Raw genomic sequence first — 24,569 nt, 5'->3', positions numbered from 1 at the left:
CCGGCGCCCCTGCGCGCCGGTTCGCACGACACCCGTTGACGCCCCGTGAACAGAACATTTTCCCGTCAATCCCTCAGGGAGGACATCATGCGCCTTAGCCATCTTCTTGGCACGATTGTTCTTCTGGCCGCCCTCTGCGGCACCGTCTCATCCAGCCAGGCCCGCGACACGGACCACTACCAGGCCCTGAAGCAGTTCAGTCAGGTTCTCGACCTGATCGAGAAGAACTACGTCCAGGAGGTCAACCGCACGGACCTCATCCACGGCGCCATAGAAGGCATGCTCAACTCCATCGACCCCCATTCCACCTTCATCGACCTCGACAAGTTCAAGATGATGCAGGAGGAGTTCCAGGGCGAGTTCGGAGGCATCGGCATCCAGATCGGCGTGCGCGACAAGCGCCTGACCGTCATCGCGCCCATCGAGGACACCCCCGCCGACAAGGCCGGCCTGCGGGCCGGGGACATCATCCTCGAAATCGACGGCATCTCGGCCCTGGACATCTCCTTGGAAGAGGCCGTGTCCAAGATCCGTGGCCCCAAGGGCAAGGCCGTTGAACTGACCATCCTGCACAAGGACTCACAGGCCCCCGAAAAAGTCAGCATCGTGCGCGGGACCATCCCGCTCATCAGCGTCAAAACCAGGGAACTGGAACCCGGCTACCTGCATGTCCGCCTGACGGACTTCAAGGCCAACACCACCGAGGACCTGCACCGCAAGCTGGCCGAATACACAGCCAACCGGGAACTGAAGGGCATCGTCCTGGACCTGCGCAACAACCCCGGCGGGCTCCTGAACCAGGCCATCTCCGTGACCGACACCTTCCTGCGCGACGGCCTCATCGTCTACACCCAGGGGCGCGACCCCAAGAGCCGCAAGGATGAAACGGCCTCGAAGCAGTCCACGGACGTGAACTGCCCCGTGGTGGTGCTGATCAATTCCGGCTCGGCCTCGGCCTCGGAGATCGTGGCCGGTGCCCTGCAGGACCGCAAGCGGGCCATCCTGATCGGCGAGAAGACCTTCGGCAAGGGTTCGGTGCAGACCATCATGCCCCTGTCCGACGGTTCGGCGGTCAAGCTGACCATCGCCCTCTACTACACCCCCAACGGCCGTTCCATTCAGGCCGAAGGCATCGACCCCGATCTGGAACTGCCCTTCGTGGCCGCGACCGAGAACGCCGAGGACGGCGTCGATTTCAGGGAGTCCAGCCTGGCCAAGCATCTGGACAACCCCAACGGCGACAATCAGGCGGGGAACGTGGCTACCGACGCGAAAGACGCCTTGGCCAAGGACAACCAGCTGCGTGTGGGCCTGAGCATGGTCAAATCCCTGCCTCGGTTCATGCAGCTCACCAACTGATCTCACCAATCGTCATGACGTGACATCGGGGCGGCCAATGCCGCCCCGATGTTTTTCCGAAGACCTATGCCTCCCAAAAAAAGAAAAGGGAAAAAGGCTCCGGCCAGCCTCCCGAAATTCTCCCTGTTCAGGGCCATCCTCTGGCCAAGCGTCATTCTTGTGACCGGCCTGAGCCTTTTTCTTGCGCTGCGCCTGCCCCTGCGCCACCCCGAGCCCGTGGACGCCAAGCCGCAGACTCCGCCCGTGGAGCGGTCCGCCCCTGTCCAGACTCCGACCCGGCCGACGGTTCCGGGCACGACTCGCGAACCTGCGCCGTCCCAGGAACGCACCGAACCCGGGACTCCTGAACAGGCCCCCGCACAGCCATACGAAGCCCAGGCAGACGATTTCGAGGCCAGGGTCCGCAACGTCGACTTGGCCATCCTGCTGGCGCTGGAATCGACGGGCGGCCGGGACATGGTCATGCGCCACAAGGCCGTGGAAGAACGCGAGCACAACGGACAGGAGTTCTTCTACCAGAACCTGACCGTTTCGCTGGGGCACGACGTCTTCGACTTCCTGGCCCGGCTCAAGCAGAACATCTCGCAGCTGGAGCCCGAGGCCTCGCTGGCCACGGTCGACGGCAACCCCCGGGACCTCGAGATCTCCATCCTCGGCGAGCCGACGCACCACCTCTTCCTGCCCCTCACGCTCCCGCCCGAAACGCCGGAAACGAGCGAACCCGTAGCCGCCGCGCCGAAGCTGGTCATCGTCATCGACGATCTCGGCGAAAGCATGGCCACGGCCAAGCGCCTGGCAGAGCTGCCCTTCAGGGTCACCTTCTCGGTCCTGCCCCACAACACCAAGGCCAGGCAGGTGGCCGGCCTGGCCAGGCAAAAGGGGCTCGAACTCCTTCTGCACCTGCCCTGCGAACCCGACGGCTACCCCAAGACCGCCAATTCCGGACCCGGCACCCTGCGCACGAACATGTCGGAGGCGACGCTGGAGCGGACCCTGGCCGACAACCTGGCCCGACTGCCGGAAGTCGACGGGGTCAACAACCACATGGGATCGAAACTGACCAGCGACGCGAAAGCCATGACCGTGGTCCTGGCGCACCTCAAAGGACGCGGGAAATTCTTTCTGGACAGCCTGACCACACCGCAAAGCTGCGTGCGCGAGGTTAGCAGGAAACTCGGCATGCGATATTACAGGCGCCACATCTTCCTCGACAATTCAGCGACGGAACATGCCATTCTCCTGCAACTGCGCAAGGCCGAGTCCCTGGCCAAGCGCACCGGAGTGGCCGTGGCCATAGGGCACCCTTATCCGGCCACCCTGTCCGCACTGGAAACATGGGCACGAACCCGCGACATGAGCGTAACCATCTGCTCCATCAAAGACATTTGACAAAGAAAGGCTTTTTCTCCAATGGAAGTAAGATATTCATAAAGTCATATCGACGTACCGCAGGAGTGACGCCATGGAATCGCAGACCGCTTCTTCGTGCATTCAAGTCCTTCTTGAAATAGCGCGCGGAACTTCGCATCGGGCCAGCATCCAGAAAACATTGAGCGACATCTGCGGCAGCGTGGAACGCTACTTTGCCCCCAGGCATCTCGCAGCCTTGCTGGTTGAGCCTGAAACCGGCGACCTGACCTTCACCTACGTGGCCGGCGACAAGGCCGAACTCCTTGGCGGCAAGAAGCTCCGCAAGGGCAAGGGCGTCGCCGGGTGGGTCGCCAGCGGCGGTGAGCCGCTCCTCGTCGAGGACGCCGACAGCGACCCCCGGTTCCCCGCCCTGTTCCTGACAGCCAAAACCAAGGGCTGCAAAAGTCTCGTGGCCGTCCCCCTCAAGAGCGGCGACGCTGTCTACGGCGTCCTGGAAATGATCGACACGCGCAGCGGCGGACCCTTCACCGCCAAGCATCTGCAGGATTTCTCAGCCATGGCCGAAATCATCTCCCTGGTGCTGGAGAAGGCCTACTACTTCCAGGCCATGAAGCGCATGGCCGAGACGGACCTGCTGACGGGACTGGCCAACAAGCGGACCTTCGACCGCCACATGGAACGCGAGATCGAGGTCTGCAAACGCTACGGCATCCCCTCCAGCGTCGTGCTGCTGAAAATAGAAAACCTGCGCAAGCTCAACGAGGACCATGGCACGATATCCATCGACCGGGTCCTGCAACTGGTGGCCACGGTCCTCAAGGAAGAGATCCGCAAGGTCGACGTTCCCTGCCGCATCAAGGCCGACACCTTCGCCGTGATCATGCCCAACACGCTCAAGGTGCCGGCCATAGATGTCGGCAACCGCCTGAGCGCCAAGATTTCCCAGCAGTCCGCCGCGCGCCAGATGCCCTACTTTTCCCTGGCCCTGGAAACCCTCTCGGCCGTGCAGGACGACGTGGTGCCGGTACTCGGCATCTGTGAAGCCTGTCGGAACGAGCCGCAGGGCTTCCGCAAGTTCCGCGACGTCGGCTCCAACCTCTTCCAGATGTTCAGCGAGGAGAAACAGGCCACGGAGCGCCGCCAGTACTACCGCAAGGACGTCCAGCTCGCCGGGAGCTTCACCAACACCGAAACCGGCGAAACCGGGGACTTTCTCGTAGACAACGTGTCCCTCAACGGCCTGGGCTTCACGACGCTCCTTGGCCATCGCCTGAACAAGAACGAACTCCTCAATGTCACCTTCCGCCTCGACGACTCGCGGCGTTCGGAAATAAACCGCGTGGTACGGGTCCGCTACATGAACGACCGCTATGTCGGGTGCCAATTCACGGACCAGAGGAGCTACGACACCGACCTGGGATTCTACCTCATGCGCTGACATTCGCCGTCTCGGGGAGCAAGCAGGCGGCCGGTCATCTCCATGTCCGGCCGTTTTCTTTGTGGCGTCTCCTTGACATGGCAGGGGCAATTATTAAAGATTTCCCTATTCATTAAATAGGAGGCGTCTATGTTTATTCTCCAACCGGCGGCCAAAGAGCAGCTGGACCAGCATTTCAACGGCAAGGACAAAGAACCCATCCGCATATACCTGGCTTCCGGATGCGGCGGCCCCAGGCTGGGCCTGGCCCTGGACGAACACAAGACCGGCGATCAGGTCTTCGAAATCGACGGATACTCATTTCTGATGGAGGAGGCGCTGTTCGAGCAGGCCAAACCCGTGACGGTCCTCTTCGACCAGAACACGGGCTTTTCGGTGGAGTCGAGCATGGTCTTCCCCGAAGGCGGGGGCTGCTCGTCGTGCGGTTGCGGCGGAAGCTGCAGTTAGGCCGCACCGGATTCGAACTCGGGAAGGGCTGCTTCGGCGGCCCTTTCCGCTTTCAAGGCCGAGGCATTTCCGCTAGGTCGGACGCATGCGCATCACTTCACGCATCCATATCGAGGACGAGGACATCCGCTTCGAGTGCATCCGCGCCGGCGGCCCCGGCGGCCAGAACGTGAACAAGGTGGCCACGGCCGTGCGCCTGCGGGTGCGGCTGGACGCCATCACCGGGCTGGACGAGGACGGCCTGGCGCGTCTGGCCGCTCTGGCCGGCAGGCGCCTGACGGCCGACGGCGAACTGGTTTTGCGGGCCGAGTCCCACCGAACGCAGGAGGCCAACCGCAAGGCCGCCCTGGAACGGCTGGCCCTGCTGGTGGCCCAGGCCGCCGTCCGTCCCAAGGCACGCAAGGCCACCAAGCCTTCGCGCGCGTCGAAAGAACGCCGTCTGGCATCCAAGGCCAAACACTCCCGCCTCAAAGCCCTGCGCAAAGGCGCCGAAAACTAGCCCTCCTCGCCCACATCGCCGCCTTGTCGGCACCGCAGGTTCTCGGCGCCGAGCCTGGCCTGGACATAGAGCCCCAGGGCCCGCACGGCGCGGTCCGCATCCCTGAACACGGGCATGCCATGTTCGCGCAGCATGGCCGCAAAGGGGTTGTACATTTCTCCCCCGTCGACCACCGCCACCAGGGGCTTGGGGCTTTGCCTGGCGATGTCGCCGATGCGTTCGGCGATGTTCTGGCTCAGGTCCATGGCCAGGGACGACATGGACGGCGTCAGCGGGATCATGCCGATCACGGCCAGGTCCACCCCCGCATCCGCGGCCAGGGCCTCCACCACCTCCACGAAGAGGGCGTCCGTGGCGGCCGGGTTGATGTCCAGCGGGTTCTTGACCTCCACCAGCCGGTCCAGGCCGCAGGCGGCCAGGGCTCTCCCCAGGCGATCCCTCGTTGCCGGCGCGAAGGTGGCCATGCGCAGCTCGAAGTCGTCGGCGCTGATGTTGTCGGCCATGCCCACGGCCTCGTACCCGGCCGTAGACACCGCCCCCATGCGGTTGCCGCCGATGGCCTTGCCGTGCAGCCCCTTGGCCAGCATGCACAGCTCCGTGAACTGGTTGAAGGACCTGGCCACCATGGCCCCGGCCTGGGTCAGGCAGGCCTCGCAGACCGTGTAGTCCCCGGCCAGGGAAGCCGTGTGGCTGGAGGTCGCGGTCTTGCCTTCTGGCGTGCGGCCGGCCTTGTAGAAGACGACCTCCTTGCCGGCCAGGACCGCCTGGCGCACGGCGCGGGTGAAGTCCACGCCGTCGAGGTCGTTGAAGCCCTCGCAGTAGACGCCGACGACGTCCATGTCCGGATGCCCCTTGAAATAGGCCATGAGGTCGCCCAGGGTCAGGTCGTTCTGGTTGCCGATCGAGATGAGGTAGGCCGGGTCGAGCTCCGGCGTGCGGCTCATGCGCGTGGCCATGAAGGCCCCGGACTGGCTGATGAAGGCCGAGTTGCGGCGGTGTTGCCCACGGGCCTTGGGCAGCTTCTCCTCGGGGATGAACCAGGTGTCGTAGCGCCCCGGATGGGAGATGACTCCCATGGAGTTGCCGCCGAGGAAGACCGGACCGTCGCCGCGGCGGTGCCCCTCGTCGATGCGCTCCATGATGCGCCGGGCCAGGTCCCGGCTGTCCGGGGTCTCGCCCAAACCGCCGGGGATGAGCAGGACGGACCCGGCCTTGCCCGTCTCCAGGACCTCCTCGATGAGGTCCGGAACGCTCCCGGCGGCCACGGCCACCACGAAGAGGTCCACGGGCGCCGGCAGCGCGGCCAGGCTCGGCACGCAGGCCACACCATCCACCTCGGCGGCTGAAGGGTGGATCACGGTGACGCTTCCGGCCGGAAAGCCCTGGGCCAGGACGTTCTGCAGGATGACCCGACCGAAGTTGCGCCGCGAGGTCGACACGCCGATGATCCCGATGCGCTGCGGGTGCAGCAGCGAATCGATGCGTTCCACGGGCCGCGGGGCCTTGAAGGAAGGCGGCCGCTCGGAAAAGCGGCACATGCCGTCCAGGGGCACCATCATGAAATCCTGGAAAGCGAAGGGGTTGATTTCCAGTTCCTCGATGACGAAGGGCGCGTCCGTGCTGGTGGGCGAGAAGTGGTTCCCGACCTTGATGAAGGCCGAAAAGCATTCGATGAGCTGCTCGTCGGCCACCACGCGCTTCTGGCCGCGCGTCTTGCCCGTCAGGACCTTGTAGGACACGGTGCGCCGGAAAAGCTCGAAGAAGGATTCGCCGTCGTTGAGTTCCGTGGAGGCGGAAATGATGCTGCGGTTCTTGCGGAAATTTTCGGCCAGCAGTTCCGTGTTGGTCCCTCCCACGCCGGCCGTGAGGACCATGCTGAACTCCCGCGTGGCGCGCAGACCGACGATGAGTTCGTTGCCGAAGCTGCACGACTCCTGGGGCAGGAACTGAACCATCAGCACGCCGCGAATGTCCTGGGAAACGGCCGCGACAAGGGCGTCGCCGGTCAGACCGGAGTATCGCTGCGGGGCATGTCCCGGCCGGCGCTCGATGCGGTCGGCGTAACTCTCCGCCACCTCGTACATCATCCGTCGCCAGGTTGAACGGATTCTGTCCGGCTGCTTGGGCACGACCCGCACGCCGCCCACGTCGCTCTTGTGCACGATGTAGGGCGAGACGATCTTGAGCACGACCCTGTCCCCGGGCAGGGACAGGAGTTCCTCGTCCGCAGGGCGCGTGCCCGCCCGCAGGAGGACAGTGCGCGGCGGGGTTTCGGAGCCCAGGTTACGCAGCAGATCGTAGACCTCGTGTTCGAACAGGAAGCGCCTGTTTTCGGCGGCTGCGCCCTGAAACAGTCTGGTCATGGCCGGAAAGTCGATATGCGTCGCGACCCGTGAAACTGGCATGTAGCCTCCTGGCGCTGGGCGGTTTTCCGTTCCCGGGACTTCCCGGTCGTCGCCGACGTGTACAGGGGGCGACCGCGGGAAGCAAACAGCGACATGGCCCGGGACATGCGTTCATGTATGGACATTTCCCCGAAACGATGCAAGCTCAGACGCATGAACGCGAACCTGAGGCGCTTCGCCTTCTCCATTCCCTGGAACCTGGCACTGCTGACCGTCGGCAGCTTCTTCTTCGCCCTGGGCATCAAATCCCTGGCCGTGCCCCACGGCGTCCTGACCGGAGGCGTCTCGGGCATCGCGCTGCTCATCTTCTACTTCACCAAGACCCTGAGCCCGGGCGTCTGGCTCCTCATCCTCAACATCCCCATCGCCGTGCTCGGCTGGATCATGGTCAGCCGTCGCTTCGTGCTCTACACGGCCTACGGCATGCTGGCCATCACGGCCTGGATGGAACTCATCACCTTCACCCTGCCCGTCCACGACCGGCTCCTGGCGGTCATCGCCGCCGGCATCCTGGCCGGCACGGGCGTCGGCATCAGCCTGCGTTCCTTCGGTTCATCCGGGGGGCTGGACATCATCGGGATCATCCTGCACCAGCGCTTCGGCTTCCGCATCGGGCAGATCAGCTTCCTCTTCAACGCCGCCCTCTTCACGGCCAGCTTCGCCCTCATGGACCCGGACCTGGTCCTGTATTCCCTGATCCTCGTCTTCGTCACCGGCCAGGTCACGGACTACGTCCTGAGCATGTTCAACCAGCGCAAACTCGTCTTCATCGTCTCCGAGCACGCCCGAACCATCGCCGACGCCATCATGAAGGAAGCCCAGAGGGGAGTCACGCTGCTGGAGGGACGAGGCGGCTACACGGGCCTGCCGAAGCAGGTCGTCATGACGGTGGTCAACAACGTGCAGCAGAAAAAACTCGAAGAGCTGATATTCACCCTGGACCCGGACGCCTTCGTCATTTTCGAAAACACGTTCAACGTCATCGGCAAAGGGTTTTCACGGCGCAAGGTGTACTGACACCGCGCAACCCGCCGAGCAACACCTCGAACAAGGATGCGAAGCATGAAGCGTCTCCTCGGCCTCTGGCTGCTGTCCGCGTGCACGGCCGTTGCGGCCCTTACCGGCTGCGCCGCCAAACAGGCGCCCCAGCCACCGCAACCCCCGGCCCCGGTCCAGGCGGAAATCCCGACGTTGCCCGAGACGGTGCCGGAAGTCCTCCTGCACGTTCCTCAGCGCGTGGAACAGGCGGTTCCCCTGTCGGACGAACCGCTCCTGGGGCTTGCAGAGCAGATCGTCCTGCATGAGCGGGCCCTGGAGCGCTTTTTCGCCCCGTGGGATCTGGCCCTGACGTCGATCCCGGCCAAGGAGGCCTTCTGGGGCACGGCCGCCTACGGTTCCAAGCAGGGTTATGCCGAAAACCTGCGGCCCTATCCCAGGGAGCGCTGGGACACCGTGGTTGCCCTGCAGGACATGGCCTTTTACCCGTCCATGGCCGCCCCGGCCATCGTCACGCGCAACACGGCCCTGCGCGTCCTGCCGTCGCTGCGCCCGTTCTTCCTGGACCCATCCCTGCCGGGAGAAGGCTTTCCCTTCGACTATTTCCAGAACAGCGCCCTGTGGCTGGGCACGCCGGTCTTCATCTCCCACGAATCCCGGGACCGGGCCTGGGTCTATGTGGAGACGGCCTTCACCTCCGGCTGGGTGCGCCACGAGGATGTGGCCCTGACCGACGAACCGTTCCGCAAAGGCTACCGCACGCGGGTCATGGCCGCCGTGCGCGCGGACGACACGCCGCTCATCGGAGGCGGGAGATATCTTGGACAGGCGCATATCGGCGCCATTTTCCCCCTCCATGCCCGCACGGGCCAGGACCTCGTGGTCAAAGTCCCACTGCGCGATGCCGACGGCAGGGCGCAAGTGGGGCTGGCACAGCTCGGAACGCTTCAGGCCGCTCCCATGCCCCTTCCCCTGACATCGCGCGCGGTGGCGGGCCTGGCCGACGCCATGGCGGGCCAGCTGTACGGCTGGGGTGGGTTGTATGAAAACCGGGACTGCTCATCCACCCTGCGCGACCTGTTCCTGCCCTTCGGCATCTGGCTGCCGCGCAATTCGTCGCAGCAGGCCAGGCAAGGCGAACGCCAGATCAGCCTCGAAGGCCTGAACGCCGAGCAGAAGCTCTCGACCATCCGCAGCCAGGGCAAACCGTTCCTCTCGCTCATCTCCATGCCGGGCCACATCGGGCTCTACCTGGGCACCGACCCGCGTGGCGAACCGCTGCTGCTGCACAACATCTGGGGAGTACGCACCGTCCTGCCAGACGGCGGGACAGGACGAGCCGTCATCGGCCGCCTCGCCATCTCGACCCTCCGGCCGGGTGAGGACAGACCGGACGTCAGGTGGGGCGCCTTTCTGGACCGCATCCGCGGAATGGCCATCCTCGGCGCCGACGTGGCCACGGAAACGCCCCGGCCGTCTGCGCCGTAAGGCTCCTGCCGGTTCGATCCATGCCCGACTCGGGCTGATTGCGCACTTTTGGCACAAGCGAAGCCGCCCGAGGCCGATACACCCACGACGCACCGACTTTGCTTTGTGAAATAATGAACTTTCTGGCCCTCCGTTTTGCAGAAAAGCCGTCTGGAGTTAGTGACGAGAAATCATATCGTGAAAACCCCAGCGAGGCCGGCGTATTCGTGCTTCGCGCTTTAGCACCGGGAGAAGGCCATGACGGCAACCAAATCAGTGTTCAGTGTCTGCGGCATGTGCACCGTGCGCTGCCCCATCCAGGTGGACGTGCGGGACGGAAAGGCCGCGCGCATCCAGGGTAACGAATTTTCCCCCCTCAAAGGCGGACTGTGCGCCCGCGGCGCTGCGGGCATCGCCCTGGAGCAGGATCCGGAAAAACCCCAGACGCCGCTGATCCGCGTGGGCGAACGCGGCGAAGGCAAGTGGAAGGCCGTGTCCTGGGACGAAGCCCTGCACTACGTGGCCAACAAGCTCCAAGGCATCATGGCCGAACACGGCCCGCGTTCCGTGCTCTGGTCCGACCGCGGCGGCCCCTTCCCCGACCTGCATCAGGCGTTCATGCGCGGCATCGGATCGCCCAACTACTGCAACCACGACGCGTCCTGCGCCCGCAACGTGCAGCATGGCGCCCAGTCCGTCATCGGCGTGGGCCGCAAGATGGTCGCCTATGACCTGCGCAACGCCAAGCACATCATCCTCCAGACCCGCAACATCATGGAGGCCATCAACGTCGCCGAGGTCAATGCGACTCTGGACGGCATCGCCGGCGGGGCCAAGCTGACCGTCATCGACATCCGCGGCACGGTCAGCGCGAGCAAGGCCGACAACTTCTTCCTGATCCGCCCCGGCACGGACTACGCCTTCAACCTGGGCGTCATCCACGCCCTGATCTACGATGACCTCTACAACAAGGAATACGTCGAGCAGTTCGTGGAAGGCTTCGACCGCCTCAAGGAATTCGTCAAACCCTACACGCCCGAGTGGGCCGCCGCCGAGACCGGCGCCACGGCCGAGGGCATCCGCGATCTGGCCCGCCAGCTGTCCGCCGCTGCGCCCAGCGTCATCTGGCATCCGGGCTGGATGGTCGCCCGCTACAACGACTCCTTCCAGGTCTGCCGCACGGCCTACATCATCAACGCCCTGCTGGGGGCCTTCGGCGCCAAGGGCGGCCTGCCCTTCGTCAACACGGCCAAGGAAGTGGGCCGCAAAGGCCTCAAGAAGCTTGTGGACCTCTTCCCCAAACCCGAAGAGAAGCGCGCCGACGGCGTGGGCTGGAAGTACCCGCAGTTCGACGCCGGCCCGGGCCTCGTCAACCTGGCCTACGACGCCATCGTCACGGGCGAGCCGTACCCCATCCGAGCCTACCTGTGTTTCCGCCACGACCCCCTCATGGCCATGCCGGACCCCGAGGCCGTGAAGAAGAAATGGGAAAAGCTCGACCTGCTGGTCAGCGTCACCTTCTCCTGGTCCGACACGGCCTGGCACTCCGACGTGGTTCTGCCCCTGTCCACCTACCTGGCGCGGGAAAGCATCATCGCCGGAAAGTCGGGTCTCAAGCCCCAGTTCTTCGTGCGCAAGCGGGCCCAGGAACCCACCTTCGACTCCAAGGCCGAGTGGGAAATCCTCTGCGGTCTGGCCAAACGCCTGGGCGTCGACGGCCTGGCTTTCGACAGCATCGAGGACATCTGGAACTACCAGCTCCAGGACACGGGCGTGACCATCGAGGACTTCGACGCCAAAGGCTTCGTGGAACTGGCCGACAAGCCCCTCTACCGCCCCATGTCCGAGGTCAAGCTGCCGACGCCTTCGGGCAAGATCGAGATGGTCAGCGGCAAGTGGGCCAAGGCCGGACACGAGACCCTTCCCTCGTACGTCTCGCCGGCAAGCCCGCCAGAAGGCATGTTCCGCATCGCCTTCGGCCGAGTCGGCGTCCACACCCAGGGGCACACCGTGAACAACCCGCTACTGGCCGAGCAGATGCCTGAAAACACGGCCTGGATTCACCCCAGCCGCGCCGAAAAGCTGGGCATCGCCGATGGCGACATGGTCGAGATTTTCTCGGGCAAAGGGCAGACCGGCAAGCTCAAGGCTTTCGTGACCGAATGCGTCCACCCCGAAGCCCTGTTCATGGTGCACGGGTTCGGCCACAAGCTGCCGCCCGAATCCAGGGCCATCGGCAAGGGCGCATCCGACAACGAACTGATGCCTGGCGGTCTTGAATCCTGGGACAAGGGCGGCGGATGTCTGTCCATGCAGGAACACTTTGTCGGCGTGCGCAAAATCTAGGGGAGGCAACGATGAGCAAATACAGAATGAAATTGGACAAGTCGCGTTGCATCCACTGCAAAGCCTGCGAGGTGCACTGCAAGGTCAAGAACAACAATCCCGTCGGCATCAAGTACGCCGTGCATACATCCGGCGCTCCTGAATTCAAGGACGGAAAGATCGTCATGAAGGCGTCCTTCCGCAGCTGCTACCATTGCGAAGATCCGGCTTGCGTCGCGGCATGCCCTACGCAGGCCATGGTGCGCAGAGAATCCGACGGCCTGGTCTACGTGATCAAGGAGCTTTGCATCGGGTGTGAATCATGCATCTCCGCCTGCCCATGGAACATCCCCGTTCTGCATGAAGAGGAGAATGTCGTCGGGAAGTGCGACTACTGCATGGACAGGCTCGACGCAGGACTCGAACCAGCCTGTGTGACTGCATGCACGACACACGCGCTGTGTCTTGAACGAAAAAAATAGCTCAAAACTCTGCTTGTCTCACAAGCGCCCCGGGATTGAGTCAATCCCGGGGCTTTTTTCTTTATTTTCTCGACAATTAATCAATGCATCCTATGCATATCAATTCCTATTCGTAGACAAGATTTTATTTCTGCTCAAAAGTTGATATCGAAAAATTGCCATGATATGTGACGATTCACCTCCTATGCGTCAATGCTTTGGAGCAGAATTTGCTTTATGGAGAACTGTATGAAACTCAGGACAAAATTCGTACTCCCGCTTTTCCTGACAGTGGTCTGTCTCGGACTTGCCGGAGCGCTGCTCATCCGCGGCCAACTCACCGAATTCCAGGGGCAGCTTCTGCGCTCCATCGCCGAGGAGAAATCGCGCGAGGTCAACACGGCCATCGAGACGCTAGCGGCCCAGGGCCTGGAGAAGGCCGCCCTTTTTTCCCGCCGCACGGACGTCATCCAGGCCTTCGAACTCGCCCACCTCGGCAACCTCGAAAACGAAAGCGACCCCACCCTGCAGCGCGCCAGGGAAGAGTTGCGCGCCCTGCTGTCCGACGACCTCTCGGGCTTCAAGGAGGTTTCGGGCAAGGCCATGCAGCTGCATTTCCACCTCCCGCCGGCGCGCAGCCTCGTGCGCCTGTGGCGCGAGAAGCAGACCAAGCGCAAGGGTGAGTGGGTGGACATCTCGGACGACCTGTCGAGTTTTCGGCAGACGGTCATGCAGGTCAACGCCGACGGCAAGCCCCTGCGGGGCATCGAGGTCGGTAGCGGCGGCTTCGCCATCCGGGGCATCGCCCCCGTCAAGGACGCGAGCGGCAGGCAGCTCGGATCCGTGGAGACCCTCGAATCCTTCGAGTCCGTCATCGCCGGGGCGGCCTCCGGGGAAGGCCGGAGCATGGCGGTCTACATGAACGCCGAAAACCTCTCCGTGGCCACGGAACTGCAGAATCCGGACAAGAACCCCGTGGTGGGCGGGAAGTTCGTGCTCGTGACGCCGACCGAGGACGGGCGGGTCGAAGGCCTCGTCACCCCCGACTTCCTGCTTGCGGGGCAGAAGGGCACCGCCTACCAGCGCTTCGGGGACATGGCCCTGGCGGCCTTTCCGGTCAACGACTACGCCGGCACCCAGGTCGGCGTGCTGGTCTACGCCTTCGACGCGTCGTCCTGGACCGCCGCCATCCGCGACGTGGCTTTCTACATCCTGGCCCTCATGGGCCTCATCCTCGTGGCCGCGGGACTGGTCAGCTCCTTCGTCCTGCAGCGCCTCATCGTCCGGCCCCTGGGCGACATGATGTCCCGCATCGTGGACATCACCGAAGACAGGGCCGACCTCACCGACCGCCTGACCGTGAAGTCGAGGGATGAAATCGGGGAGCTGTGCTCGTGGTTCAACAAGCTCCTGGACAAGATCCGCAACATCCTGGGCGAAGTCGCCCGCAACTCCGGACAGGTCGCACGGGCCTCCGAAGGGCTGCTGCAACTCGCCGGGGGCCTCAGGGAGTATTCCGACGTCATGACGCGCTCGGCGTCCGACGCCGCATCATCAACGGACGAAATGAGCGCCAACATGAATACCGTGGCCGCGGCGATGGAAGAATACGCGGTCAACATCGGCACCGTGGCCGCCAGCTCCGAACAGATGAGCGCCACCATCTCCGAAATCGCCGTGAACACGGGCAAGGCCAAGGACATGACCGTACAGGCCGTGACAGCGGCGGACAAGGCCACGACCCAGGTCAGCGAGCTCGGCGCCGCGACGCGGGACATCGGCAAGATCACCGAGTCCATCATGGCCATCTCGTCCCAGACCAACCTCCTGGCCCTCAACGCGACCATCGAGGCGGCCCGGGCCGGCGAAGCGGGACGCGGCTTCGCCGTTGTGGCCAACGAGATCAAGGAGCTCGCGCAGCAGACCGCCCGCGAGACCGAGGAAATCCGCAACAGCATCCAGGGCATCCAGCAGGCCACCAGCCAGACGGTACGCGAGATCGAACAGATCACCGAGGTCATCGGCGACGTGGACGCCATCGTCGGCACCATCGCCGCGGCCGTGGAGGAGCAGTCCGTGACGACCAAGGACATCGCCGAGAACGTCGGTCAGGCATCCGTGGGCGTGCAGCAGGTGAACGAGAACGTGGCCCACACCGACACGGCGGTCCGCGAGATCGCCCGCGACGTGGGCAAGGTGCGGGAGGTCTCCGGCGACGTCGCCGCCACGGCCGCGGCCGTGCACGACAACGCCCGGGGCCTGTCCGGACTGGCCGAAGAGCTCGACACCATGGTCGGCAAGTTCAAGATCTAGGGTGCAGACACTCCCCCCTCCGGGCCGCCTCTCCAGGCGGCCCATTTTTTTGCCTTGTCCTCGCCCCCCTCTTCCCTTAGTTTCCTCAAAAAACGGAACCTCATAACCATCGGAGCCCCTTGATGTCCGAAGCGCACGTGACCCTGACGCCCCTGGGCGGACTGGGCGAAATAGGCATGAACTGCATGGCCCTGGAGACCGAGCAGAGCATGATCCTGATCGACTGCGGGCTCATGTTCCCGGACGTCATCCTCTACGGCGTGGACGTGGTCATCCCGCGCATGGACTTCATTGTCAGCCGGCGCCACAAGCTGAAGGGGATCATCCTGACCCACGGCCACGAGGACCACATCGGCGCCCTGGCCTGGATCGCCCCCTACCTGCACGACACCCCGCTCTACGGTTCCGAGTTCACCCTGCGCCTGGCGCTGAAGCGCCTGCAGGAGCGAAACCTCGAATCGCATGTCACCCCCCGTCCGGTGAAACCGCGGGAACGCCTGGACCTCGGCGAGTTCGCCGTGACCTTCATCCCCGTCTGCCACAGCATCATCGAAGGGTACGGGCTGGGCATCGAGACCCCGGTCGGACGCATCGTGCACACCGGCGACTTCAAGATCGACCGCAACCCCCTGGACGGACACGCCACGGACCTCGAAGCCTTCTCCGACTTTTCCCGCGACGGCGTGACGCTCCTGCTCTCGGACTCGACCAACGTCGAGCGCGAAGGGTTCTCCCTGACGGAACGGGAGATCCAGGCCCGGCTGGACGAGGTCTTCACCGGGGCCAAGGGGCGCATCCTGGTCACCCTTTTCGCCACGCACATCCAGCGCATGCAGGAGATCTTCGATCTGGCCGCCAAGCACGGCCGCAAAGTCGCCTTCACGGGCCGCAGCCTCGTGGCCAACATCGAGGCGGCCAGGGAGCTGGGGCACCTGCGCTTCAACCGCGAGAACTCCTGCGAGATGGAGGAACTGGCCTACCTCGACGACGACCGCATCGTCATCCTGCTGACGGGCTCCCAGGGCGAACCCCTCTCGGCCCTGAGCCGCGTAGCCCGCAGCGAGCACCGCCAGATCAACATCCACAAGGGCGACACGGTCATCATGTCCTCGCGCTTCATCCCCGGCAACACCCGGGCCATCACGCGGGTCATCAACGACCTCTACCGCCAGGGGGCCACAGTCCTGTACGAAAAGGTGCAGGCCATCCACGCCTCGGGGCACGCACACCAGGAAGAGCTGGGGATCATGCTCGAAACGGTGCGGCCCAAATTCTTCGTGCCGGTTCACGGCGAGTACCGCCACCTCTTCAAGCACGCAGAGCTGGCCATATCCCGCGGAGTGGCCCCCGAGAGGGCCATCATTCTCGAAAACGGCCAGCCCGTGACCCTCTTTCCAGCGGGCATCCGGCTGGAGGAGGCCGTCAACGCCGAGTCCATCCTGGTCGACGGCAAGGGCGTGGGCGACGTGGGGCAGAGCGTGCTCAAGGAGCGCCAGATCCTGGGTGGGGAGGGCCTCGTGGTCGTCCTGCTGGTCCAGGACGAGTTCGGGACCATCGTCTTCGGCCCGAGCATCCAGTCCAAGGGCTTCATCTTCGAGCAGCACTTCGCCCACATCCTCGAGGACGCCAAGTGCATCATCCTCGACGTCATGGAGGGCAACCCGAACTGCGAAGCCTACAAGTTGGAGGAGCGCATCCGCTCCGCCCTGCGCCGCTTCTTCCGCAAGGTCCTGGAGCGCGACCCCATCGTCATTCCCCTCGTGGCCAGGGTCTGATTTTTCCCCTTGCCTAATCCTGCAGCTTCGCGTACGGACTGCAGTTCTCAAACACTCCACACGCCCGCGCCTCTGGTTTGGCCCATCCGGGCTCATGCGGGCGGAGGAAAAAAACCAAGGAGATCAACCATGCCTTACGTATCCATGAAACAGATGCTGGAGACCGGAGTTCACTTCGGCCACCAGACCCGCCGCTGGAACCCCAAGATGCGCCCCTTCATCTTCGGCGCGCGCAAGGGCATCCACATCATCGACCTGCAGCAGACCGTGAAGTTGTACCGCAAGGCCCACGACTTCATCGCCGAGACCGTGGCCCGCGGCGGCAAGATCATCTTCGTCGGCACCAAGCGGCAGGCCCAGGACGTGATCAAGGCCGAAGCCGAGCGCTGCGGCATGTTCCACGTCACCAACCGCTGGCTGGGCGGCACCCTGACCAACTACCAGACCATCCGCACCAGCATCGGCCGGCTGAAGAAGCTTGAGGCCATGTTCGAGGACGGCTCCGTGAACCGCTTCCTGAAGAAGGAAATCGTCGGCATGGAGCGCGAGGTCGCCAAGCTGAACCTGACGCTCGGCGGCATCAAGGACATGGAGGAGCCCCCGGCGGCCGCCTTCATCATCGACCCGCACCGCGAAGAGATCGCGGTCAAGGAATGCCGCAAGCTCGGCATCCCGATCGTGGCCGTGGTCGACACCAACTGCGACCCCGACCTGATCGACTACATCATCCCCGGCAACGATGACGCCATCCGCGCCATCAAGCTGTTCGCCGCCGCCATGGCCGACGCCTGCGTCGAAGGCCAGGCCAGCGCCAAGGACACCACCCCCGCGCCCAAGGCAGCCAAGACCGCCGAAGTTGAAATTCCGGTCGCCGAAGACATCGAATCCGCCGAAACGGACGAAGAGGTATAACGATATGAGCATCACCGCAGCAATGGTTAAGGACCTGCGCGACCGCACCGGCGCGGGCATGATGGACTGCAAGAAGGCCCTGAGCGAGTGCGACGGCGACGAGGAAAAGGCCATCGCCTGGCTTCGCGAGAAGGGTCTGTCCAAGGCCGCCAAGAAGGCCGGACGCGCCACCTCCGAAGGTCTGATCACGGTCGTCATCGCCGACGACGGCAAGTCCGCCGCCATGAGCGAGCTCAAGTGCGAGACCGACTTCGTGGCCAAGAACGAGGAGTTCATCGCCTTCGCCGAAGGGCTCGCCAAGCTGGCCATGGAGAAGAAGACGGACGACATCGAGGCCCTGCCCGCCGAGGCCACCGACCTCTCCGGCCTCATCGGCAAGATCGGCGAGAACATGCAGACCGGCCGCCTGGCCTACGTCGCCCTGAGCGGCGACGGCGTCATCGGCTCCTACGTCCACTCCACCAAGAAGCTGGGCGTCCTGGTCGAACTGACCGGCGCGGCCACCCCCGAGCTGGCCAAGGACGTGGCCATGCAGATCGCGGCCGCCAATCCGATCTGTGTGAGCCCCGACCAGATTCCGGCCGAAACCCTGGCCCAGGAAAAGGAAATCTACCTGAACCAGGCCAAGGAAGAAGGCAAGCCGGCCCAGATCGCCGAAAAGATCGTCGAAGGCCGCATCCGCAAGTACTATCAGGAAGTCTGCCTTCGCGAGCAGGTCTTCATCAAGGACGACAAGAAGACCATCAAGGATCTTCTCGGGAAGAACGCTGACATCGCCCGGTTTTACCGGTTCGCGATTGGCGCATAAGAAAAGGGCCGCAAGGCCCTTTTTTTTGGCCCTTCCGCTCCCTCCGGCCATGATGACAGGACGCGTCCGGCTCCTGTTGCGCCGGTCCTCCGAAATGGCTATAGACTTTTGTCGAGAAGGAGGCTGGGCATCCCGGCCTCCTTTTCGTTCACCTTTCAGCACGAGGTAAGGAACATATGGACAAGCTCCGATACGGCAGAGTCATGCTCAAACTGAGCGGAGAAGCCCTGGCCGGAGAACAGGGGTTCGGCATCGAGCCCGCGACCATCCAGTCCATCTGCAGCGAGCTGGTCGAGGCGGCCTCCCTGGGCGTACAGCTCAGCCTTGTCATCGGCGGCGGCAACATCTTCAGGGGCGTGTCCGTCTCCTCCAAGGGCATGGACCGCGCCTCGGCCGACTACATGGGCATGCTGGCCACGGTCATGAACGCCCTGGCCGTGCAGGACGCCCTGGAGAAGCTCGGCGTCACGACCCGCGTCATGACGGCCATCGACATGAAGGAAGTGGCCGAGCCCTACATCCGCCGCCGCGCCATCCGCCACTTGGAAAAGGGCCGCGTGGTCATCTGCGCAGCGGGCACGGGCATCCCCTATTTCACCACGGACACGGCGGCTGTCATCCGGGCCATGGAGCTCAAGTGCGAGGCCATCCTCAAGGCCACGCGGGTCAACGGCGTCTACGACAAGGACCCGGAAAAGCACTCCGACGCGGTCATGTTCAACCGCCTGACTTACATCGACGTGCTGCAGCGCCGCCTGAAAGTCATGGACTCTGCGGCCATATCCCTGTGCATGGACAACAAGCTCCCCATCGGCGTCTTCAATCTCTTCGTGCCCGGCAACATCCAGCGCGTGGTCAGGGGCGAGGAAGTCGGAACTATCGTTCAAGGAGAATGACATGGAAAAGCATATCAAGGATTGCACGAACAGGATGCAGAAGAGCATCGACAGCCTGGAGAAGGATTTTTCGCGGCTGCGCACCGGCCGCGCCTCCACGGCCCTGGTGGACAACATCAGGGTGGAGTACTACGGCACCCCGACCCCGCTCAACCAGGTCGCCTCGGTGTCCATTCCCGACAGCCGGACCATCTCGATCTCCCCTTGGGACCGCAACGCCTTCAGCAACATCGAGAAGGCCATCATGAAGTCGGACCTCGGGCTGACCCCCATCAACGACGGTCGCGCCATCCGCATCAACATCCCGCCCCTGACCGAGGAACGCCGCAAGGACCTGGTCAAGATGGCCAAGAAGTACACCGAGGAGGCCAAGGTGGCCATCCGCAACGTGCGCCGCGACGTCAACGAGGCCCTGAAGAAGATGCAGACCGCCAAGGAGATCAGCGAGGACGATCTGCACAAGGCCCAGGACGAGGTGCAGAAGGCCACGGACAGCTTCGTCAAGAAGGCCGACGCGGCCCTGGCGGAAAAAGAAAAGGAAATCATGGAGATCTAGAGCCAGTTCATGCCACCGCTCACCCATCTCGCCATCATCATGGACGGCAACGGCCGTTGGGCCAAGGCCCGCGGCCTGGACCGCAGCGCCGGGCACAAGGCCGGCACCGAGACCGCCAGGGAGATCGTGCGGGAATGCCGCAAACTCGGCATCCCCTACCTGACCCTCTACACCTTCTCCAAGGAGAACTGGTCGCGGCCCAAGCAGGAGGTCGGCTTCCTCTTCAACCTGCTGCGGGAGTTCCTGAGCGCGGAACTGCCGTCCCTGCTGGAGCAGTCCATCCGCCTGAACGTCCTGGGCGAGATGGACGAGCTGCCCATGGCCACCAGGCAGGTCCTCCGCCACGCCGTGGACAAGACCGCCGGCTGCACGGGCATGAACCTGAACCTGGCCCTCAACTATTCGGGACGGCTTGAAATTCTGCGCGCCTGCCAGGCCGTGCTGCGCAAGGGCGTCCGGCCCTCGGATCTGACCGAGGACGTGTTCGCAGCGGAACTCTACACCGCCGGCATGCCCGACCCGGACATCATCATCCGCACCAGCGGCGAGTTGCGGCTCAGCAACTACCTGCTCTTCCAGAGCGCGTACAGCGAGCTCTACTTTACGGATGTGGCCTGGCCCGACTTCCACGGCCCTGAACTCCAGACCGCCCTGGCGGACTACGCCGCGCGGCAGCGCCGCTTCGGGACGACCGGAGAGCAGACCGCATGAAAAGTGCTCATCTGCAACGCGTGCTGACCTCAGTCATCCTGCTGCCGCTTCTGGGCTGGGCTATTTTCAGCGGCGATCCGGTCCTGAGCCTGGCCATCGCGGCAGTGGCCGGCCTGGGCCTTCTGGAATTCTACGCCATGTTCTGGCCGCTGCGGGAAAAAATCGCATGGAAAGCCGGCGGGACGCTCTTGGCCCTGGGCCTCGTCTGGGCTCCGCTGACCTGGTCCGGCACCGCCCTGGCGTGCCTGGCGATGCTCGGCATGGCTCTGGCGTTCCTGGCCCAGCATGACCGCGCACGCTTCCCCGACGCCTTGCAAGACAGCCAGATCCTGCTGACCGGGCTGCTGTACCTGCCCTTCATCCTGCGGCTCTTCCGCACCGTCTCCGCGCCGGAGATCGGCCTCGTGCTGCTGACGACCTTCGCCGCCGACACCGGGGCCTACTATGCGGGCAGCTATCTGGGCGGAGCCAAGATCTGGCCTTCCGTGAGCCCGAAAAAGACATGGGCCGGGAGCATCGGCGGCTTGGCCGCGAGCGTCGCGGTCAGCACCGCTTTCGGACTCGCCTTCGGCACGGCCGGGTGGCAGGCCTTCGCCCTGCTCGGGGCCGGGCTCAACATCGCCGCCCAGACCGGGGACTTCTTCGAGTCCGCATTGAAGCGCAGGCAGGGCATCAAGGACTCGGGCTGGGTCCTGCCCGGCCACGGCGGCATCCTGGACCGCATCGACAGCCTGCTTTTCACCCTGCCGCTCTACTGCGGCCTGGCTGCGCTTTTTCCCTTTTTCGCCTAGCGTGACGCCATGAAGTACATCTCCCCCCTCGTCTCACCGGTTTTCGGCCGGTCCGGCCCCCGCTCCCTGGCCATCCTGGGCAGCACGGGCTCCATCGGCACCAGCGCCCTGCGCGTCGTGGCCAAGAACCCGGACGCCTTGCGCGTCGTTGCCCTGGCCGGAGCCCGGAACGTCGAACTGCTCGCGAGCCAGGCCGGCATGTTCCGCCCCAGGTATCTGGCGGTCCTGACCGAAGAGGGGGCCCGGGAACTGCGCGGGCTGCTGCCGGTCGGCTACGCGCCGGAAATCCTCGTCGGCCGCGACGGGTACGCCGCACTGGCCACCCTGCCCGAAGCGGACCTCGTGCTGGCCGCCCAGGTCGGCGCGGCCGGGCTGGTCCCGGCCCTGGCCGCGGCCAGGGCCGGCAAGGTCCTCTGCCTAGCCAACAAGGAGGCCCTCGTCCTGGCCGGAGAGCTCTTTCGCAGGACATGCGCCGAGTCCGGCGCGGTCATCCTGCCCGTGGACTCGGAGCACAACGCCCTGTTCCAGGCCTTTGCCGGACACGACGGGCGGCAGGCCGTGCGCCTCATCCTGACCGCCTCGGGCGGACCTTTCCGCACCTGGCCGGCCGAGAAGATTCGGACCGTCACCCCGGCCCAGGCCCTCAAGCACCCCAACTGGTCCATGGGCGCAAAAATCTCCATCGATTCCGCGACCATGATGAACAAGGGGCTCGAAATCATCGAGGCCGTGCACCTCTACGGGGCCGACCTCGACGAAGTGGATGTGGTGGTCCACCCCCAGTCCATCGTCCACTCCCTCGTCGAGTATGCGGACGGCTCCCAGCTGGCCCACCTGGGCGTGCCGGACATGGAGATCCCCATCGGCTACTGCCTGGGCTACCCCGAGCGGCTCAACATCGGCCTGGAGCGGCTGGACCTGGCCAAGGTCGGCACCCTGACCTTCGAAGGGCCCGACCCCGAACGCTTTCCCTGCCTGCGCCTGGCCCGCGAGGCCCTGGCCGCCGGAAGTCCCGTTGTCCTCAACGCGGCCAACGAAGTGGCCGTGCAGGCCTTCCTGGACGGCCGCATCTCTTTTCCGGGCATCGCCCGGCTCATCGAGGAAATGCTCTCCATGCACGCCTTGACCTGCGTGCAGGATTTGGACGACATTCTCTCCCTCGACGCGCAAACACGAACACGGGCCGCAGAGGCCCTGGGAAGAGGGGAATGGTGACCAGCATCCTGGCGGTTGTGCTTGTCCTGGGCGGACTGATCTTTTTCCACGAGCTCGGCCACTTCGTCGTGGCCCGGCGCCTTGGCATGGGCGTGAGCGTCTTCTCGCTGGGGTTCGGGACGCGGCTCTTCGGCGTCACCCGCGGCAAGACGGATTACCGCGTCTGCGCCTTCCCCCTGGGCGGCTACGTGCAGCTGGTCGGCGAATCGCCCGACGCGGAACTCCCCGAAGGGTTCACGCAGGAGGAGTCCTTCTCCCGTCGGCCACCCTGGCAACGCATGCTCGTCGTGCTGGCCGGCCCGGCCTTCAATTTTCTCCTGGCCTGGCTCATCTTCTGGGGCCTGGCCTACAGCCAGGGCGTGCAGGAAATGCTGCCGGTCATCGGCCAGGTGACCAACGCCAGCGCAGCCCAAGAAGCCGGTCTCGTCCCGGGCGACCGCATCGTCGAGATCGACGGCCAACCCATAGCCGTCTGGGACGATCTGGTCAGCCGCATCGAAGCCAACACGGGAGCCGCCATGCAGGTCACGGTGGCCCGCGGCCGCGAAATCGTGTCCCTGGCCGTGACCCCGCGACTACAGGAGAAGCGCAACCTCTTCGGCGAGATCAAGGTCGTGCCCATGATGGGCATCGCCCCGAGCGGCGAGCTCTCCAGCCGAGAACTGAGCTTCCTGGCCGCGGCGGTGCAGGGCGGTCGGCAGATCAAGGAAGTCAGCACCCTCATGGTCATGGGCATCGTCAAGCTGGTGGAGCGGGTCATCCCCTGGACCGACATGGGCGGGGTCATCCTCATCTCCGAGATGATCCACAAGGAGGCCCAGAACGGGCTGGTCAACCTGCTGGCCCTGACCGCGCTGATCAGCATCAACCTGGGCATCCTGAATCTGCTGCCCATCCCGGTCCTGGACGGAGGGCACATCCTCTTCTTCTTCCTGGAAACCATCACCGGCCGCCCCCTGAGCCCCAAGGTGCAGCAGGCGGCGCTTAGGATAGGCATGACGCTCCTGCTCATGCTCATGATCGTGGCGACCTTCAATGACATCCTGCGCCACTTCCGCTAGCCTCTTCCTGGCGCTGAACTGCGCCGAGGAACGCCTGCAGGTCGTTCTGGGCACGCCCGGAAGCCTCCTCTTCAGCGAGGAGATTCTCTGCCCCGGCCAGTCCATCCGCCACCTGCCCACGGCCATGGAGCGCGCTCTGGCCGTGCGCGGTGCCACAGCCCGCGACCTCGCCGGCATCGCCTGCGTGCGTGGCCCCGGGTCCTTCACGGGCCTGCGCATCGCCCACGCGGCCATGTACGGCCTGTCCCGGGCCTTCGCCATCCCCATGGCCGGGCTGGCCTACCTGGAGTTGCTGGCCGCTCAGGCCACGGATTTCGCCACCGGGGAAACCTGGGTGCTGACCTACGCCCGCAAAGGGCAGGTCTACATGCAGGGGTTCTCGAACGGCCTGGCTCTCGGTCCGGTCCGGCCCGCGCGCGTCGCCCAGGCGCTGGGCCTGCTCGCCGACCGTCCCGCCCCGCTCTTTCTGCTTGGCAGCGGCCTGCGCACGAATCCCGAACTGCAGGGACTGGCCAATGCGTCCGTCCTTCCTCCCCTCCTAGACACGCCGACGCCGACGGCCCTGCTCGCCGCGGCATGCGCTGCCTCCTACGCCGGCAGCCCTCCCCCGCCCCTGTACCTGCGCAAATCCGACGCCGAGGACAACCTCGACGCCATCGCCCAGTCCCGCGGCATTCCCAGCGATGAAGCGCGGCGTCACATCCCGGACTTCGAGTGATCCGTCCGACATGAATTGTCGGACAAATTTCCCCTAAAGAAAATC

The 24,569-nt window shown here is 64.5% G+C and carries 21 protein-coding genes; 20 read left to right on the top strand and 1 reads right to left on the bottom strand.

What is annotated here, in order from left to right; translation table 11 throughout:
* Window positions 1-87 precede the first annotated feature (87 nt).
* The 5 genes from G394_RS0105675 to arfB all read left to right on the top strand — a co-directional run bounded on the left by G394_RS0105675 (window position 88) and on the right by arfB (window position 5,114).
* Window positions 88-1,359 carry a S41 family peptidase gene (locus tag G394_RS0105675; protein ID WP_028576835.1) on the top strand — a complete coding sequence of 424 codons (1,272 nt, stop codon included), beginning with the start codon at window positions 88-90 and terminating at the stop codon, window positions 1,357-1,359.
* A 66-nt stretch (window positions 1,360-1,425) separates the two neighbouring features.
* Window positions 1,426-2,748, top strand: a complete 1,323-nt coding sequence (locus tag G394_RS18125) for a divergent polysaccharide deacetylase family protein (RefSeq protein WP_051306978.1) — start codon at window positions 1,426-1,428, stop codon at window positions 2,746-2,748.
* 73 nt (window positions 2,749-2,821) lie between these two features.
* Window positions 2,822-4,168, top strand: coding sequence for a sensor domain-containing diguanylate cyclase (locus G394_RS0105665; protein ID WP_084435375.1), 1,347 nt, complete (start codon window positions 2,822-2,824; stop codon window positions 4,166-4,168).
* A 129-nt stretch (window positions 4,169-4,297) separates the two neighbouring features.
* The gene (locus G394_RS0105660) at window positions 4,298-4,615 is read left to right on the top strand and encodes an IscA/HesB family protein (protein ID WP_028576833.1); all 318 of its coding nucleotides are present in this window, start codon (window positions 4,298-4,300) and stop codon (window positions 4,613-4,615) included.
* 85 nt (window positions 4,616-4,700) lie between these two features.
* The gene (arfB, locus tag G394_RS0105655) at window positions 4,701-5,114 is read left to right on the top strand and encodes an alternative ribosome rescue aminoacyl-tRNA hydrolase ArfB (RefSeq protein ID WP_028576832.1); all 414 of its coding nucleotides are present in this window, start codon (window positions 4,701-4,703) and stop codon (window positions 5,112-5,114) included.
* On the opposite strand, the gene G394_RS0105650 is transcribed toward arfB, so the two are convergent.
* Entirely contained in the window at window positions 5,111-7,519 is a 2,409-nt protein-coding gene (locus G394_RS0105650) for an acetate--CoA ligase family protein (protein WP_028576831.1), read from the bottom strand. The genes arfB and G394_RS0105650 overlap by 4 nt on opposite strands.
* 153 nt (window positions 7,520-7,672) lie before the next feature.
* Here G394_RS0105650 and G394_RS0105645 point away from each other — a divergent pair, with 153 nt between their 5' ends.
* The 15 genes from G394_RS0105645 to tsaB all read left to right on the top strand — a co-directional run bounded on the left by G394_RS0105645 (window position 7,673) and on the right by tsaB (window position 24,524).
* The gene (locus tag G394_RS0105645; protein ID WP_028576830.1) at window positions 7,673-8,536 is read left to right on the top strand and encodes a YitT family protein; all 864 of its coding nucleotides are present in this window, start codon (window positions 7,673-7,675) and stop codon (window positions 8,534-8,536) included.
* 45 nt (window positions 8,537-8,581) lie between these two features.
* Entirely contained in the window at window positions 8,582-10,003 is a 1,422-nt protein-coding gene (locus G394_RS18120; RefSeq protein ID WP_051306977.1) for an SH3 domain-containing protein, read from the top strand.
* A 237-nt stretch (window positions 10,004-10,240) separates the two neighbouring features.
* Window positions 10,241-12,328: a molybdopterin-dependent oxidoreductase gene (locus G394_RS0105635; protein ID WP_028576829.1), complete on the top strand. Its 2,088-nt coding sequence runs from the start codon at window positions 10,241-10,243 to the stop codon at window positions 12,326-12,328.
* Between the two features lie 11 nt (window positions 12,329-12,339).
* Complete coding sequence (locus tag G394_RS0105630; protein WP_028576828.1) at window positions 12,340-12,789, top strand: 4Fe-4S dicluster domain-containing protein; 450 nt, start codon at window positions 12,340-12,342, stop codon at window positions 12,787-12,789.
* Between the two features lie 228 nt (window positions 12,790-13,017).
* Entirely contained in the window at window positions 13,018-15,081 is a 2,064-nt protein-coding gene (locus tag G394_RS20670) for a methyl-accepting chemotaxis protein (protein WP_028576827.1), read from the top strand.
* A gap of 122 nt (window positions 15,082-15,203) precedes the next feature.
* Window positions 15,204-16,856 carry a ribonuclease J gene (locus G394_RS0105620; RefSeq protein ID WP_028576826.1) on the top strand — a complete coding sequence of 551 codons (1,653 nt, stop codon included), beginning with the start codon at window positions 15,204-15,206 and terminating at the stop codon, window positions 16,854-16,856.
* Between the two features lie 129 nt (window positions 16,857-16,985).
* Window positions 16,986-17,768 (top strand): 30S ribosomal protein S2, encoded by a 783-nt coding sequence (gene rpsB, locus G394_RS0105615; protein ID WP_028576825.1) that lies wholly within the window; start codon window positions 16,986-16,988, stop codon window positions 17,766-17,768.
* 4 nt (window positions 17,769-17,772) lie between these two features.
* Window positions 17,773-18,576, top strand: coding sequence for a translation elongation factor Ts (tsf, locus tag G394_RS0105610; protein WP_028576824.1), 804 nt, complete (start codon window positions 17,773-17,775; stop codon window positions 18,574-18,576).
* A gap of 176 nt (window positions 18,577-18,752) precedes the next feature.
* Window positions 18,753-19,472: a UMP kinase gene (pyrH, locus tag G394_RS0105605; protein ID WP_028576823.1), complete on the top strand. Its 720-nt coding sequence runs from the start codon at window positions 18,753-18,755 to the stop codon at window positions 19,470-19,472.
* 1 nt (window position 19,473) lies between these two features.
* A complete protein-coding gene (gene frr / locus G394_RS0105600) occupies window positions 19,474-20,028 on the top strand; it encodes a ribosome recycling factor (RefSeq protein ID WP_028576822.1) in 555 nt (184 codons plus the stop codon).
* 9 nt (window positions 20,029-20,037) lie between these two features.
* A complete protein-coding gene (locus G394_RS0105595; protein WP_028576821.1) occupies window positions 20,038-20,739 on the top strand; it encodes an undecaprenyl pyrophosphate synthase in 702 nt (233 codons plus the stop codon).
* A complete protein-coding gene (locus G394_RS0105590; protein ID WP_028576820.1) occupies window positions 20,736-21,530 on the top strand; it encodes a phosphatidate cytidylyltransferase in 795 nt (264 codons plus the stop codon). Before G394_RS0105595 ends, G394_RS0105590 begins: the two co-directional genes overlap by 4 nt.
* A gap of 9 nt (window positions 21,531-21,539) precedes the next feature.
* The gene (gene dxr / locus G394_RS0105585; RefSeq protein WP_028576819.1) at window positions 21,540-22,745 is read left to right on the top strand and encodes a 1-deoxy-D-xylulose-5-phosphate reductoisomerase; all 1,206 of its coding nucleotides are present in this window, start codon (window positions 21,540-21,542) and stop codon (window positions 22,743-22,745) included.
* Window positions 22,739-23,806: an RIP metalloprotease RseP gene (gene rseP / locus G394_RS0105580; RefSeq protein ID WP_028576818.1), complete on the top strand. Its 1,068-nt coding sequence runs from the start codon at window positions 22,739-22,741 to the stop codon at window positions 23,804-23,806. The genes dxr and rseP overlap by 7 nt, the downstream gene beginning before the upstream one ends.
* Window positions 23,781-24,524 (top strand): tRNA (adenosine(37)-N6)-threonylcarbamoyltransferase complex dimerization subunit type 1 TsaB, encoded by a 744-nt coding sequence (tsaB, locus tag G394_RS0105575; protein WP_028576817.1) that lies wholly within the window; start codon window positions 23,781-23,783, stop codon window positions 24,522-24,524. The genes rseP and tsaB overlap by 26 nt, the downstream gene beginning before the upstream one ends.
* Window positions 24,525-24,569: the final 45 nt, after the last annotated feature.

Source organism: Desulfomicrobium escambiense DSM 10707, assembly GCF_000428825.1.
Taxonomy (GTDB): domain Bacteria; phylum Desulfobacterota; class Desulfovibrionia; order Desulfovibrionales; family Desulfomicrobiaceae; genus Desulfomicrobium; species Desulfomicrobium escambiense.
Note: the sequence above shows the minus strand (reverse complement) of the source record. Positions and strands in the feature narration are given on the sequence as shown.

Bases quoted from the DNA above. Each gene is read 5' to 3' on its own strand.
- G394_RS0105675 (WP_028576835.1), top strand. From the start codon at position 88: ATGCGCCTTAGCCATCTTCTTGGCACGATTGTTCTTCTGGCCGCCCTC.
- G394_RS18125 (WP_051306978.1), top strand. From the start codon at position 1,426: ATGCCTCCCAAAAAAAGAAAAGGGAAAAAGGCTCCGGCCAGCCTCCCG.
- G394_RS0105665 (WP_084435375.1), top strand. From the start codon at position 2,822: ATGGAATCGCAGACCGCTTCTTCGTGCATTCAAGTCCTTCTTGAAATA.
- G394_RS0105660 (WP_028576833.1), top strand. From the start codon at position 4,298: ATGTTTATTCTCCAACCGGCGGCCAAAGAGCAGCTGGACCAGCATTTC.
- arfB (WP_028576832.1), top strand. From the start codon at position 4,701: ATGCGCATCACTTCACGCATCCATATCGAGGACGAGGACATCCGCTTC.
- G394_RS0105650 (WP_028576831.1), bottom strand. From the start codon at position 7,519: ATGCCAGTTTCACGGGTCGCGACGCATATCGACTTTCCGGCCATGACC.
- G394_RS0105645 (WP_028576830.1), top strand. From the start codon at position 7,673: ATGAACGCGAACCTGAGGCGCTTCGCCTTCTCCATTCCCTGGAACCTG.
- G394_RS18120 (WP_051306977.1), top strand. From the start codon at position 8,582: ATGAAGCGTCTCCTCGGCCTCTGGCTGCTGTCCGCGTGCACGGCCGTT.
- G394_RS0105635 (WP_028576829.1), top strand. From the start codon at position 10,241: ATGACGGCAACCAAATCAGTGTTCAGTGTCTGCGGCATGTGCACCGTG.
- G394_RS0105630 (WP_028576828.1), top strand. From the start codon at position 12,340: ATGAGCAAATACAGAATGAAATTGGACAAGTCGCGTTGCATCCACTGC.
- G394_RS20670 (WP_028576827.1), top strand. From the start codon at position 13,018: ATGAAACTCAGGACAAAATTCGTACTCCCGCTTTTCCTGACAGTGGTC.
- G394_RS0105620 (WP_028576826.1), top strand. From the start codon at position 15,204: ATGTCCGAAGCGCACGTGACCCTGACGCCCCTGGGCGGACTGGGCGAA.
- rpsB (WP_028576825.1), top strand. From the start codon at position 16,986: ATGCCTTACGTATCCATGAAACAGATGCTGGAGACCGGAGTTCACTTC.
- tsf (WP_028576824.1), top strand. From the start codon at position 17,773: ATGAGCATCACCGCAGCAATGGTTAAGGACCTGCGCGACCGCACCGGC.
- pyrH (WP_028576823.1), top strand. From the start codon at position 18,753: ATGGACAAGCTCCGATACGGCAGAGTCATGCTCAAACTGAGCGGAGAA.
- frr (WP_028576822.1), top strand. From the start codon at position 19,474: ATGGAAAAGCATATCAAGGATTGCACGAACAGGATGCAGAAGAGCATC.
- G394_RS0105595 (WP_028576821.1), top strand. From the start codon at position 20,038: ATGCCACCGCTCACCCATCTCGCCATCATCATGGACGGCAACGGCCGT.
- G394_RS0105590 (WP_028576820.1), top strand. From the start codon at position 20,736: ATGAAAAGTGCTCATCTGCAACGCGTGCTGACCTCAGTCATCCTGCTG.
- dxr (WP_028576819.1), top strand. From the start codon at position 21,540: ATGAAGTACATCTCCCCCCTCGTCTCACCGGTTTTCGGCCGGTCCGGC.
- rseP (WP_028576818.1), top strand. From the start codon at position 22,739: ATGGTGACCAGCATCCTGGCGGTTGTGCTTGTCCTGGGCGGACTGATC.
- tsaB (WP_028576817.1), top strand. From the start codon at position 23,781: ATGACATCCTGCGCCACTTCCGCTAGCCTCTTCCTGGCGCTGAACTGC.